Genomic DNA, 12926 nt, shown 5'->3' with positions numbered 1-12926 from the left:
GGCTTGCCGGCGCCGTGCGTTCAGCCTGGGCGGCCGGCCAGCATGCGGGTGGCGGTGTATGACATGACAGGGGTACCGTGCTGGTTGCGCACCTCGATCGCAGAGTCGACCACGGCGCGGTTGTGTTTCGACGTGGGGCGGATGCCGGTGACTTCGACTTCGGCCCACACGGTGTCGCCCGCGACCACGGGCGCCAGCATTTTCTTGTGCACTTCCAGCAGCGCCAGGCCCGTGCCCTGCACCATGCCCTGCATCAGCAGGCCTTCGATCAGGCCGTAGGTCAGCGCGCCGGGCGCGGGGCGTCCGCGGATGGCGCCGTGCTCGTACGTGGCATCGATAAATATGGTCTCGAGCATGCCCGTGACGCTGATGAAATTGACGATGTCGGTTTCGGTGACGGTGCGCCGAAAGGTGCGAAAACGCTGGCCGACCTGCAGGTCTTGCCAGTAGTAGCCTTGGCCCAGCAGGGGGGCTTGGTTTTCGGTCATGCTGTGTCCTTGGTGAGCGAAAGCGGATCGGGATTGCCGTGGTCCAGGGCCGCGCCGCTGGCGAGCAGGCGTTCGATCCGGGCAGGGTCCAGACCGGCCTGGCGCAGCACTTCGCGGGTGTGTTCGCCAAGCCGCGGCGGCATGGAAGGCTCGACGCGCGAGCGTTGCAGCCGCACCGGGCTGCGCGGGAAGCAGTAGCGGTGGCCCGCGGCGCTTTGCAGCGGCACAAAGAAATCCACGCTACTCAGGTGCGGATCGTGTTCCAGGTCTTCCAGGCGGTTGACGGGCGCGGCGGGTATTTCCAGGCGCTGGCACAGCGCCAGCCAGTACGCGGTGTCGTGGCCGGCCACGATGGCGCCGACCTGCTCGTACAAGGCGTCGATGTGGCGGGTGCGCGCGCCGATGTCGGCAAAGCGCGCATCGTCGGCCAGGTCGGCGTGGCCGGTCTCGGTGAAGAAGCGCCGCCAGTGCGCGTCGGTGTAGGGCATCATGCAGAGCAGGCCGTCGGCCGTCTGGTACGGGCGGCGCCAGGGCGCCAGCACGCGCGGGTAGCCGGCCGGCCCGGGGGTGTCTTGCAGATGGCGGCCGTAGAAATGTTCTACCAGCAGGTAGGACGCCATCGACTCGAACATGGGCACTTCCACCTGCTGCCCCAGGCCGGTGCGCTCGCGCTGGAACAGCGCAGCCAGGATGGCGTGCGCGGCCACCAGCCCGCAGGTCTTGTCGGCCGCGATGGTGGGCAGGTAGCGCGCCGTGCCGCCTTGGCGCTGCGCGATGTCGGCCACGCCGCTCAAGCCCTGAACGATGTCGTCGTAAGCGGGCTGGCCGGCATATGCGCCGCCTTCGCCAAAGCCGTACAGGCCGGCATAGACCAGGCGCGGATTGCGCGCGCACAGGGTCTGGGGGTCCAGGCCCAGGCGCGCCATCTTGGCGGGCCGCATGCTGTGCATCAGCACGTCGGCGTCGTCCACCAGGGCAAGCAGGGCGTCGCGCGCGCCAGCCTGCTTCAGGTCGAGCGAGACGCTGCGCTTGTTGCGGTTGATGCCCAGGAAGATGGCCGCCAGGCCTGGCTCCTGCTGCGGGCCGGTGCGGCGCGTGGAGTCGCCCTCGGGCGGTTCGATCTTGATGACATCGGCGCCGTAGTCGGCAAGAATCTGCGAGGCGTAGGGACCGAACACGATCGAGGTCAGATCCAGCACGCGCACGCCGGCCAGGGCGCTGTTTTCTAGGAGGGTGGATGACGGCATGGAGCAAATCCTAATCATCCGGCGCATAAGCGTCTAATATGGCGTTCGTATAGCGTGATATGGAATTTGTTATGGCTATCGACCTGCGCCAGCTGCGCCAATTCGTCACCATCGCCGAGCTCGGCAGCTACCGGCGCGCCGCCGAGGCGCTGCACATTGCCCAGCCCGCGCTGTCGGTGTCCATACAGAAGCTGGAGCACAGCGTGGGCGTCCTGCTGCTGGAGCGCGGCGCCAAGGGCGTGTCGCTGACGCCCGCCGGCGCGGCACTGATGGACGACGCCCGGCGGGCGCTGTTCCATGCCGACCAGGCGCGGCAGTCGGCCCGCCGGGTCGCGCTGGGCGAACTGGGCCGGCTGCGGCTGGGGTTCGTGGGGTCGGCCACCTACATGCTGCTGCCGCGCTGCCTGCCGGCCTTCCGGCATCGCTATCCCGATGTGGAACTGGAGTTGCGCGAAGACAGCACCGTGCGCCTGGCCGAGATGCTGCGGGCCAACGAGCTCGATGCCGGGCTGGTGCGCGGCCCGCTGGCCGAAGATACGTCGCTGTCGGCCTGGGTGGTCGAGCGTGACAGCCTGATCCTGGCGCTGCCGGCGGCGCATCCGTTGGCCGGCGGCCCGGTGTCGCTGCAGGCGGTGCGGTCCGAACCGTTCGTGATGTACGCGCCGGACAAAGTGCCGGGGTTGTATGGCGTGGCCCAGGCCCTATGCCGCAAGGCCGGTTTTTCACCGCGCATCAGCCAGGAAGCGATTCAGGTGCAGACGCTGGTGAGCCTGGTGGCCAGCGGCCTGGGCGTGGCGCTGGTGCCGGGCGTGACGCGCGCGTACTCTACCCCCCACGTCGTGTTCGCGGATCTGCTGGACGCGGATGCGCGCGACGCGCTGGCCTTGTCGCTGGTGGCGCATCGCGACACGTCCTGCGCGCCGGTCTTGAAGCTGCGCGACGTGATGCTGTTGGCGAACCACCCGGCCGCGCATCGGCGGGCCGGGGCACGCAAGGGGGGCGCGGGCGCTTCGGGAAGATGAGTCTTGCGGCCGTCCGGCCGCCGCTCAATGCGAGGCGGCCGTCGCGGCCTGCCGCCGAAGCTGGTCCAGCGTGGCGGCCGGCGTGATGGCCTGCGGGTCGACCTGTATCTCGATCAGCGTGGCGCGCCGTTCGCGCACCGCGGCATCGAAGGCCGGCGCGAACTGCGCCGTGTCGGTCACGGTGACGCCGTGCAGGCCGAACGAGCGGGCATAGGCGGCGAAATCCGGATTGGTGAGCTCGGTGCCGATGACGCGCGCCGGATAGGTTTTTTCCTGGTGCATGCGGATGGTGCCGTACATGCCGTTGTTGACCACAATGAACACGATGGGCAGCGCATAGCGCGTCACCGTGGCCAGCTCCTGACCGCTCATCAGGAAGCAGCCATCGCCGGCAAAGCACACCACCTGGCGTTGCGGATGGGCAAGTTGCGCGGCGATCGCCGCCGGTACGCCATAGCCCATGGCGCCGCAGGTGGGCGCCAGTTGTGTGCCGCGGCGCCGGTAGGTGTAGTACCGATGCACCCAGATGGCATAGTTGCCGGCGCCATTGGTGATGATGGCGTCGCCGGCCACGCGTTCGCGCACGTGGCGCACGATGTGGCCCATGTTGACCTTGCCGGGCACGTCGGTCACTGCCTGCCATTGCAAGTAGTCGTCGTGCGCCTGCCGCGCCCAGGTTGTTCGCGCGGGCGAGCCCGTGGCGGGCAGTTGCAGCGCGGCGGCGGCGAAGGCGGCTGGCGCGGCATTGATGGCCAGCGCCGGACGGTAGACCCGGCCCAGTTCCTCGGCGCCCGCCAGCACATGCGCCATCGGCTTGCCCGGGTCGGGGTTGGCGATGAGCGTATAGCCCTGGGTGGATGCCTCGCCCAACCGTGTGCCGACCACCAACAGGAAATCGCTGTCGCGCACGCGCTGCGCCAATGCGGGGCTGGGCGCCAGGCTGAGGTCGCCCGCATAGCAGGGGTGGTCGTTGTTCACGATGTCCTGGCGGCGGAATGCGCAGGCCACCGGCATGCCGTGGGCTTGCGCGAAGCCGGCGATGTCTTGCGCGGCTTGTGCGGTCCAGCCGCTGCCTCCCACAATCATCAGCGGCCGCTCGGCTTGCCCAAGCATCGTGCCCAGCTGCCGCATCTGCGCGCCATCGGGCGCGGCCTGCACGGGCTGCCAGGCCGGCGAATCGGCCACCTGCACGACATCGGTCAGCATGTCTTCCGGCAAGGCCACCACCACCGGGCCCGGCCGTCCCGCCACGGCCAGCTGGAAGGCATAGCCCACCAGTTCCGGCACGCGCCGAGCATCTTCGATCTGGATGACTCCCTTGGCCAGGCCGCCGAACATCTGCCGGTAGTCAACCTCCTGGAACGTCTCGCGTTGCGCGGCGTCGCGGCCCACCTGCCCGACGAACATGATCATCGGCGTGGAGTCCTGGCGGGCGGTGTGCACGCCGGTGCTGCCATGAGTGGCGCCGGGGCCGCGCGTGACAAAGCAGATGCCGGGACGGCCGGTCAGCTTGCCGTGCGCCTCGGCCATGTTGGCGGCGGCGGCTTCGTGCCGGCAGGTGATCACGCGCACGCGGTCGCGATGTTCGTAAAGGCCGTCGAGCACGGCCAGATAGCTTTCGCCGGGCACGCAGAAAACCATGTCGGCGCCATTGATGGCCAGCGCGTCGGCAAGCAGCTGCCCGCCGGCGCGCGGCGCGGAGGTGTGGGTCATGGGGGTCTCCGATGTTCTTCTGGGGGTGGCGCGTGGCGCCATTGATAAGGCAGGATATTGCGCGCGGGTCAACTGTTCCAATATTATTTTTCGAAAAACCGATACGCTGCCGGTATCACCGGCCTTTGGGGGAGACCATGGATTTCAAGCATTTCCAGCAGTTCCTGACGCTGGCCGAAACTCTCAATTTTCGTCGCGCCGCCGAAAAACTGCACATGGCGCAACCGCCGCTATCGGTGTCGATACGCAAGCTGGAGGCCGAGGTTGGCGTGACGCTGTTCACGCGCGGCAAAGACGGCGTCAAGCTGACCGAAAGCGGCGAAGCGGCATTGGCCGAGGCGCGGCGCGCGTTGTTTCATGCGGCGCAGTTTCGCCAGGCCGCGCGAGCCGCCTCGACCGGCGACCTGGGCACCCTGCGCATCGGCTTCGTGGGCTCGGCCACGCACGAGGTGCTGCCGCGCATCCTGCCGCGTTTTCGCGCGCTTTATCCCGGCGTGGAGCTAGAACTGCGCGAGGCGATTTCCATCCGCCTCATGCAGGGCATCGAAGAAGAGGCTTTCGACATCGGCGTGGTGCGCGTGCCGGTGGCCATTGGCTCGAACACACGCCTGGCGACGTTGTTCACCGAGACCTTCGTGCTGGCCGTGCCCAAGAGCAACCCGCTGGCGCAGCGCGCCACGGTCCGGCTGAAAGACCTGTCGGACGAAGGCTTCATTTTGTATTCGGGCGCGGACGCTCTTGGCCTGCGCACGGCCGCCATCCACGCCTGCCAGTTGCGCGGCTTCATGCCCCGGGTGACGCAGGAAGCGATCCAGGTGCAGACCGTGCTCAGCCTGGTCGAGGCCGGTTTCGGCGTGGCGCTGGTGCCGTCGGTGTCGCGCCGCTTCAACAGCCGGCACGTCATCTACAAGAAGCTGATGGATTTTCCCGCCAGCGCATCCATCGGGATATCGCTGGCGTGGAAACCATCGGCCGAAAGCGCGGCCGTGCGCAATTTCCTGGACGTGGCGACCCAGGCGTTCAAGCCTTGATCATCGCCAGGCGCGCGGATGGTTTTCGCTTCAGCGGCCCGCGGCCTGCGCAGTAAGGCCGCCAGCCACGCCCATGTCGCTCTTGGGCACGTCGGTGATGATGACGCGGACATCTTCGCCCGAGATTCCGATGCTTTCATGCACGGCCTGGTTCAAGGCGGCAATCAGGGCGGCTTTTTTCTCGTCGCTGCGGCCGACGATCAGGCGGGCCAGCACCAGAGCCATGGGCTTGCCGATTTCGCCTGCCACGATCACGTGCTCGGGCGCGGCTTCGTCGAGCACGATGCGCACCGAATGCAGCGGCGCGGCGATGCTGTCGACGACGGCCTGCGAACAGTTCTTCAGCAGGCTGGCCTTCTGGGCTGCGCTGTGGCCTTGCATGATCTGGATATTCAGTATGGGCATGGCAGTTCCTGGTTGGGGCGGGCCGTGGCCCGCCCGGGGGGACGGATGCGGGCAATCATAGCAACCCGCGGCGGGCCGGCGGATGCCGGCGGTGTGCGCGTCGTGTTCAGATCCGGTAGCGCGCGACGATGGCCGGATCGGGGTCGCAACCCAGGCCCGGACCTTGCGGAATGGCGATCTCGCCGTCCGGGCCGGGCATGCCGACCGCGCCGAACAGGCCCGATTCGAGCTGCACGCCGAAGATCTCGATGCCGTCGATATGGGCGTACACGCCCGCCATCTGCAGCGTAGCCAGCAAGCCCGGGCCGAAGTAGGGCGAGTGGGGCGCCACCGCGCGCCCGTGGCGCCGCGCCAGTTCGGCCACGGCGCGAAACTCGGTGATGCCGCCGACCTTGGTGATGCTGGGTTGGAAATAATCCAGCGCGCCGGAATCGGCCAGCGGCTGGAAGGCCCATGCGTTGCCGACGTTCTCGCCCGCGGCCAGCGGCACGCGCGCTTCGCGGTGCAGGCGCGCCAGGCCGGCCACGTCTTCGGGCGGCCAGACCGGCTCTTCCAGCCATTTCAGCTGATAGGGTTCCAGCCGGCGCGCCATGCGCAGCGCCTCGTCGGCGGGCCAGGCGCAATTCACGTCCAGCATCAGGTCCACGTCGCCGCCCAGCGCCTGGCGGGCCGCCGCGACCGCGGGTACGGTGATTTCGTGCAGCTTCAGCCGGCGAAAGCCGCGTTCCAGCGCGCGCTCGCAGGCGGTGGCCACGGTGGCGGGCTCATGCAGCCGCATCAGGCTGGTGTAGGCCGTGACCGAGCGGCGCGAGCCCGCGCCCAGCAATTGGCACACCGGCATGCCGGCGCGCTTGCCGGCCAGGTCCCATAGCGCGATATCCAGTCCCGACAGCGCGTACATGACCGGGCCGTTGCGGCCAAAAATATGCAGCGGCCGTTTCAGGTCTTCCATCAGCTGCATGATGTCGCCCGCCTCGCGGCCGATGGCCAGCGGGCCGACAATCTGTTCCAGCGCCGCCACGGTGGCGGGAATCGCGTTATAGCCGAATGCCTCGCCCCAGCCGACCAGGCCGTCGTCGGTTTGCACCTTGACCAGCAGATAGTTCAGCTTCGACCACACGGTGCCGCCGAATCCGGTGGGCGGCCCGTCGTGGCCGTACGGTATCGAGACGACGATGGGCTCGATGGAGGTGATTTTCATGATGCGGCTCCGGAAGGGGCGGCGGGCGCATGCCCGCCGCCCAGGTAAATGCGCTGGATCAGTTCACCGGCCTGGACTTCGGCGGGCGTGCCTTCTCCGCCGATATGGCCGGTCTCGACCAGGTAGCAGTAGTCGGCAAAACGCAGGGCTTCCTTGACCAGCTGTTCGACCAGCAGCACGGCCATGCCGCCGCGGGTCAGGTCCTTGGCCACCGTCAGGATACGGTCTACCACCAGCGGGGCCAGCCCGCCGGAAGGCTCGTCCAGGATCAGCAGCTCCGGTTCGGCAATCACGCCCTGCGCCACGGCCAGGATCTGCTGCTGCCCGCCGCTCAGCCGCGAGGCCGGTTGCAGGCGTTTTTCAGCCAGTTCGGGGAACAGATCGTAGATGCGCGGCAGGCGCTTGCGGTCGCCGTGGCGATGCGTGGCGTAGGTGCCCAGCAGCAGGTTGTCTTCTACGGTCAGGCCGGTGAAAACGCGATGCCCTTCCAGTACGACGTTGATGCCGGCCCGCACCGCGGCGCGCGCGTCGGCCGCCGTAATGTCCCGGCCCCGGAACGTGACCCGGCCGGCGCGCTTGGGGATCAGGCCGGCCACCGCATGCAGCATCGAGGTCTTGCCCGCGCCATTGCGGCCCAGCATGACCACGAATTCGCCCTGGTGCACGCGCAGGTCCACGCCATGCACTACCTGCGCCTTGCCGTAGGCCACCTGCAGGCCCGACACTTCCAGCAGCACCGGGGCCGAGCCATGAGTACGTTGAGGGTTCTGCATGGTCAGGCTCCCAGGTAAACCCGAATGACTTCGGCGTTGTCACGGACTTCGCCAGGCGTGCCATGCGCGATCATGCGCCCCAGGTTCAGCGTGGTGACGCGGTCGCACAAGCGGAACACGAAGTCGGTGTGGTGCTCGACGATCAGCACGCCCAGCCCGGCCTCGCGCAGTGTGGTCACGATGCGGGCCAGTTGCTCGATCTCGTGTTCGGTCAGGCCGCCGGCCGGCTCGTCCAGCAGGATGAAGCGCGGCCGCATGGCCAGGCCGCGCGCGATTTCCAGGAAGCGCTGCTCGGCATGATCGAGCATGTTGGCAGGCCGTTCCGCTACACGCTCCAGGCCCACGCCGCACAGCATTTCGTAGGCCAGGTCGCGGGCCTGGCGTTCGAGCCGGCGCATGCCGGGCAGCGCCAGCGCGGTGGGCAGGAAGCCCGCGTTGCTGTGCTTCCAGCTGCCCAGCATGACGTTCTGCCAGGCGCTCAGGCTGCCCAGCAGGCGCGGTTTCTGGAAGGTGCGCGCGATGCCTCGCAGCGCGCGCCGCTGCACCGACTCCTGGGTGATGGGGGCATCGCCCAGCAGCAGCGTGCCGCCGTCGATGGGGTAGTAGCCCGACAGCAGGTTCAGCAACGTGGTCTTGCCGCTGCCGTTGGGGCCGATGAGGCCGTGGATTTCGCCTTCGGCCAGTGTGAGGGTGACGTCGTCGACGGCGGTGATGCCGCCGAACCGCTTGGTGACGCCCTTGGCGCAGAGCTGCATCATGATTCGCGTCCTCCGCGTATGGCCGCGGCCAGCCGAGGCAGGTCGGGCGAGACCACGTGCTTTTCCGGACGACGCGGCCGGAACTTGTCGCGCAGCACGCGCACGATGCTGCCGATGCCTTCCGGCACCAGCAACACCACCAGCAGAAGCAGGATGCCGTAGAACAGCTGGCCCCAGCGCGCCAGCGGCGCGACCAGCTCGGGCAGGGCGGCCAGCACGATGGTGCCCACGAACGGGCCCATGATGACGCCCCGCCCGCCGATCACGATGCACACGAAGAAGAACAGGCTGAGTTCGAAGACAAAGGTCTCGGGCGTGATGTAGCTTTGCAGCGAGGCGAACAGCGCGCCCGCGATGCCGGCCGTCACGCCGCTGAAGGTGAACACCGCCAGCTTGACGCGGAACACGGGTATTCCGGTGGCCGCGGCGGTGACCGTGCTGTCGCGCAGGGCGATCATGGCGCGGCCCCATGAGTAGCGCGCCAGGTTCCAGACCAGCCAGCTGACGATCCCGGCCACCGCCGCCACCAGCCAGTACAGGCCGGAAGGGCTGTCGAACGGCGCGTCGAACGAGGCCACGCTCAGGCCCGCGCCGCCGCCGGTAAGCTCGTCGCTGGCCAGCGAGAACTCGGTCACCATCAGCGCGAAGGCCATGGTGGCCATGGCGAAATAAAAGCCCGGCAACCGCAACGATGGCAGGCCCAGCAGAAAGCCGCAGGCTCCGCACAGCACCGCCGCCGCCGCCATGGCGACCCAGGGGCTGGTGTCGTAGGCGCCTGTGAGAATGGCGAAGGTATAGGCCCCGATCGCCAGCAGGCCGACGTGCCCGATCGACAGCAGGCCGGTATAGCCCACCACCAGGTTAAGGCTGGCGATGAGGATCCAGTACGTGCCTATCAAGGTGGCCACGTGCAGTTGGTAGGGGTTGCCGGCCCAGAAGGGCAGGGTGGCCAGCGCCGCCACGCCGATGGCCAGCGGCCAGTGGATCTTGCGTTGAGTTTTCATACTTGGCGCACCTGCTTGTTGCCGAACAAGCCTTCGGGCTTGATCAGGAGAAAGGCCATGAGCAGCCCGACCGCGATGGTTTGCTGGTATTCGCCGCCGAAGAAGTAGGTGGCGAATGTGCTCAGCAGGCCCAGCGTCAAGCCCCCCACGATGGCGCCGGCATTACTGCCCAGCCCGCCCGCGGCCAGCGCGATGAAGCCGTACAGCGTCAGCGTCAGGCCCAGCGCGAAGAACGCGAACGTGAGCTGCCCGGCGGCGAAGCCCACCAACCCGCCCAGCAGGCCCGCCAGGCCATACGAGAACGCGCGCACCCGCTCGGTCGAGATGCCGCGCGCGCGGGCGGCGTAGGCGTCTTCGGCCACGGCCAGGAACACCTTGCCGAACAGGGTGCGGCGGTAGAAGAGGTCGAGCCCCAGCGCCAGGAGCGCCACGCAGCCGATCGGCAGCCAGTACTTCTGGTCCCAGACGCCGGCGGTGAAGTCCTGCGGGATCAGGCGCGGAAAGGCGCGCGGCTCGGTGCCCCACCATAGCCCCACCGACTGCTGCACGATGGTGGCCAGGGCCAGGGTGCTGAGCAGCCACAGGTGTTCGTCCGAGCGCGCCAGGATGCGGCGGATCGCCACGGCCTCGGTGACCAGGCCGAACACCACGGCGGCCGCCACCGCGCCGGCCAGGCCGACGACGATGGGCAGGCCCAGGTCGCCGATCAGCCAGGCGCCGACGATGCTGCTCAGCATGAACAGGTGGCCCGTGGTGATGCTGAGCACCTTTGAGGTGGAGTACATCACGTTGTAGGCGAGCGCAGCGGCCGCGTATAGCGCGCCGATCGCCAGCCCGGTCACGAGGACGGTCAGCATGGAGAAGACTCCTGAAATGAATGCCGTGTCACTGGGGGGCGAGCTGGAAGCTGCCGTCCTTGAAGGTGTTGGCGCGGTTCAGCACCATGGCCGAGTCGGGGAAACCGTTGTGGTCGTCCGGGGTCCAGGTGTAGTCGGCATATACGCCGGGCATGTTGCGCGTGCCTTCGAGCGTCTTGCGGAAAGCCTGCGCGTCGGTGCCGCCAGTCTGCTGCACGGCGTGCTCGATGATCTTGACCGTGTCGTAGCCCAGCGCCACCCACCAGAACGTGAAGTCGATCTTGCCGCCCAGCTTGGGGCTGATGGCGTCCATCAGCGCCTGGGTGCGCTCGGGCAGCTTGCCGTTGGCGTCGTACGTGGTGCTGGCGTAGCCTGCCGCGTAAGTATTGTCCCAGTACTCCGGCTTGTTGAGCAGGTCGCGGATCGGCAGCCCCATCAGCGCGGGGTGGCCCACCACGGGCACGTCCCACTGCAGGTTGCCGCGCGCATTCAGGATGCGGGCCAGCAGGCCGGTGGCGGCCGACCAGGGCATGATCACGTCCGCGCCGGCATCGCGCGCTTTCTGGATTTCATCGGTGACGCTGGTCTTGTTGGGATCGATCAGCACTGAATACACCGGCTTGATGCCGGCGTCTTCGAGCAGGGCGGCGGCACGCTTGGCCGAGGACGCGCCATAGCCGGTGGTGTCGCCGATCACGGCGATCTTCTTGCGCTTGAGCGTTTCAAGCGCATACTTGTTAGCAGAGCTGATCCATTGCTCGTTGGTGTTGATCACGCGGAACGCCAGGGGATATTTCTTGGGGTCGGTCAGTGTGTCGACCGTGCCGATGATCAGGTTGGGGATGCCGGCGCGGGCCAGGATGGGCACCGTCGCCAGCGACTCGCCCGAGTTCACCGGCCCGATCACGTAGGCGACCTTGTCTTCGTACGCAAGCTGCTTGGCGTAGTTGACCGCTTTGGTGGGATCGCCGGCGGTGTCGCGCGTCAGCAATTCGAGCTTGCGGCCCTTGATGCCGCCGGCTTTGTTGATTTCTTCCACGGCGAACTGCACGCCCTGGTTCTCGGCGATGGCGGCCGACGACAGCGGCCCGGTCAGCGACGACAGCCAGCCGATGCGTATGGGTTCGCCTTGCGCATCGGCCGCGTGGGCAGGCAGGACACCCGCCGCCAGGGCGGACAGGCAAAACAAGGGTGCTGCGAATTTCTTGATCATGCTCGTCTCCGTATGTTCTATCCACTTCAATGGGTGGTGTTCTGCGGCAAGGCGCGCGCCCATGGCGGGCGCGCCTGTCCACGCTCAGCTGCCGCCGGCCGTGCGTGGCGAAATCAGGTAGGGGTCGATGCGCTGCCAGTCGAATGTGAAGCCGGTGCCGGGGCGGTCGGGCGCCGCGATACAGCCGTCGGCGCCAATTTCCATGCGCTCGTGGAACAACGGCTCGAACCAGGGCATGTGCTCGGCCCAGGTGGCGTTGCCGGCCGCTGCCACGATATGCAGGCTGTGTTCGGTGAAGATGTGCGGCGCTACCGGCAGGTCGTGGGCGGCCAGGTAGCGCACCGCCTTGAGCATTTCGGTATAGCCGCCCATGCGCTGCAGGTCGGGCATGAATACGCCGGCCGCGCGCTCGCGCGCCATGCGGCGGATGCCGTAGCGGGTGTATTCGGTTTCGCCGCTGGCGATGGGCATGGGCAGCCGGCGCACGATTTCGGCGGCGCTGTCGTCGTCCCAGGTGGGCACGGGCTCTTCGAACCACGCCAGGTCGAAGCGGGCCAGCTCGCGGCCCAGGCGCAGGGCGCGGGTGAGGTCCAGACCCTGGTTGGCGTCGGCCATCAGGGTGACCTGTTCGCCGATGGCATCGCGCACGACTTCCACCCGCGCGATGTCTTCTTTCCAGTCGGGCGAGCCCAGCCGCATCTTCATGGCCTTGAAACCCTGCGCGAGAAACTGCCGCGCCTCGTCGCGCAGCTCGTCGCGGCTGGACGACAGCCACAGGCCCGCGCTGGCGTATACCGGCACGCGTTCGCGGTGCGCGCCGAACAGCTTGTACAGCGGCCGCCCGGCCAGCTTGCCGACAATGTCCCAGCAGGCGATGTCGATGGGGTTGTAGGCCAGTATCGATACCCCGCTCTGGCCGTAGAAGTTGCACCCGCGCAGGAAATCCGTCCACAGCGCCTCGACATCGTGCGGGTCGCGTCCCACCACCAACGGGGCGAGCGACTGTGTGAACTGCGCGATGGCCCCCAGCCTGTCTGCATTGAAGCAGAAGCCGTAGCCCTCGCCGGTGACGCCCGCGTCGGTTTCCAGCGAGACCAGCAGGCAGCAGACGTCGGCAATTTCATGGATCGAGGTCTTCAGCGGGCGCGGCAGGGGAATCCTGGCAAGCCGGGTGTGCAGGGCGGTAATGCGTACGGCGTTCGACATGGAGTGCT

Annotated in this window: 13 protein-coding genes; 2 read left to right on the top strand and 11 right to left on the bottom strand. The window is 67.8% G+C overall.

What is annotated here, in order from left to right; all coding sequences use genetic code 11:
- Positions 1 to 20: 20 nt before the first annotated feature.
- A complete protein-coding gene (locus BPET_RS16755; protein ID WP_012250206.1) occupies positions 21 to 488 on the bottom strand; it encodes a MaoC family dehydratase in 468 nt (155 codons plus the stop codon).
- Entirely contained in the window at positions 485 to 1735 is a 1251-nt protein-coding gene (locus tag BPET_RS16750; protein WP_012250205.1) for a CaiB/BaiF CoA transferase family protein, read from the bottom strand. Before BPET_RS16750 ends, BPET_RS16755 begins: the two co-directional genes overlap by 4 nt.
- 71 nt (positions 1736 to 1806) lie before the next feature.
- Here BPET_RS16750 and BPET_RS16745 point away from each other — a divergent pair, with 71 nt between their 5' ends.
- Entirely contained in the window at positions 1807 to 2757 is a 951-nt protein-coding gene (locus BPET_RS16745; protein WP_231852606.1) for a LysR family transcriptional regulator, read from the top strand.
- Positions 2758 to 2781: 24 nt separating this feature from the next.
- On the opposite strand, the gene BPET_RS16740 is transcribed toward BPET_RS16745, so the two are convergent.
- Positions 2782 to 4470 carry a thiamine pyrophosphate-binding protein gene (locus tag BPET_RS16740; RefSeq protein ID WP_012250203.1) on the bottom strand — a complete coding sequence of 563 codons (1689 nt, stop codon included), beginning with the start codon at positions 4468 to 4470 and terminating at the stop codon, positions 2782 to 2784.
- A gap of 137 nt (positions 4471 to 4607) precedes the next feature.
- Between BPET_RS16740 and BPET_RS16735 the strand changes: the two genes are divergently transcribed.
- Positions 4608 to 5501, top strand: coding sequence for a LysR family transcriptional regulator (locus BPET_RS16735; protein ID WP_041863016.1), 894 nt, complete (start codon positions 4608 to 4610; stop codon positions 5499 to 5501).
- 30 nt (positions 5502 to 5531) lie between these two features.
- Here BPET_RS16735 and BPET_RS16730 read toward each other — a convergent pair whose 3' ends face one another.
- The 8 genes from BPET_RS16730 to BPET_RS16695 form a co-directional block, all read right to left on the bottom strand.
- Positions 5532 to 5906, bottom strand: a complete 375-nt coding sequence (locus BPET_RS16730; protein WP_012250201.1) for a tautomerase family protein — start codon at positions 5904 to 5906, stop codon at positions 5532 to 5534.
- Between the two features lie 106 nt (positions 5907 to 6012).
- Positions 6013 to 7107: a mandelate racemase/muconate lactonizing enzyme family protein gene (locus tag BPET_RS16725; protein WP_012250200.1), complete on the bottom strand. Its 1095-nt coding sequence runs from the start codon at positions 7105 to 7107 to the stop codon at positions 6013 to 6015.
- Positions 7104 to 7880 (bottom strand): ABC transporter ATP-binding protein, encoded by a 777-nt coding sequence (locus BPET_RS16720; protein WP_012250199.1) that lies wholly within the window; start codon positions 7878 to 7880, stop codon positions 7104 to 7106. Before BPET_RS16720 ends, BPET_RS16725 begins: the two co-directional genes overlap by 4 nt.
- 2 nt (positions 7881 to 7882) lie before the next feature.
- Positions 7883 to 8638, bottom strand: a complete 756-nt coding sequence (locus BPET_RS16715) for an ABC transporter ATP-binding protein (protein WP_012250198.1) — start codon at positions 8636 to 8638, stop codon at positions 7883 to 7885.
- On the bottom strand, positions 8635 to 9642 hold the full coding sequence (locus BPET_RS16710) for a branched-chain amino acid ABC transporter permease (RefSeq protein WP_012250197.1): 1008 nt from the start codon (positions 9640 to 9642) through the stop codon (positions 8635 to 8637). Before BPET_RS16710 ends, BPET_RS16715 begins: the two co-directional genes overlap by 4 nt.
- Complete coding sequence (locus BPET_RS16705) at positions 9639 to 10499, bottom strand: branched-chain amino acid ABC transporter permease (RefSeq protein ID WP_012250196.1); 861 nt, start codon at positions 10497 to 10499, stop codon at positions 9639 to 9641. The genes BPET_RS16710 and BPET_RS16705 overlap by 4 nt, the downstream gene beginning before the upstream one ends.
- 28 nt (positions 10500 to 10527) lie before the next feature.
- Positions 10528 to 11712 carry an ABC transporter substrate-binding protein gene (locus BPET_RS16700; RefSeq protein WP_012250195.1) on the bottom strand — a complete coding sequence of 395 codons (1185 nt, stop codon included), beginning with the start codon at positions 11710 to 11712 and terminating at the stop codon, positions 10528 to 10530.
- 84 nt (positions 11713 to 11796) lie between these two features.
- Complete coding sequence (locus BPET_RS16695; protein ID WP_012250194.1) at positions 11797 to 12918, bottom strand: mandelate racemase/muconate lactonizing enzyme family protein; 1122 nt, start codon at positions 12916 to 12918, stop codon at positions 11797 to 11799.
- Positions 12919 to 12926: the final 8 nt, after the last annotated feature.

The sequence above is a fragment of the Bordetella petrii genome, from assembly GCF_000067205.1.
In the GTDB taxonomy this organism is placed as follows: Bacteria; Pseudomonadota; Gammaproteobacteria; order Burkholderiales; family Burkholderiaceae_B; genus Bordetella_A; species Bordetella_A petrii.
Note: the sequence above shows the minus strand (reverse complement) of the source record. Positions and strands in the feature narration are given on the sequence as shown.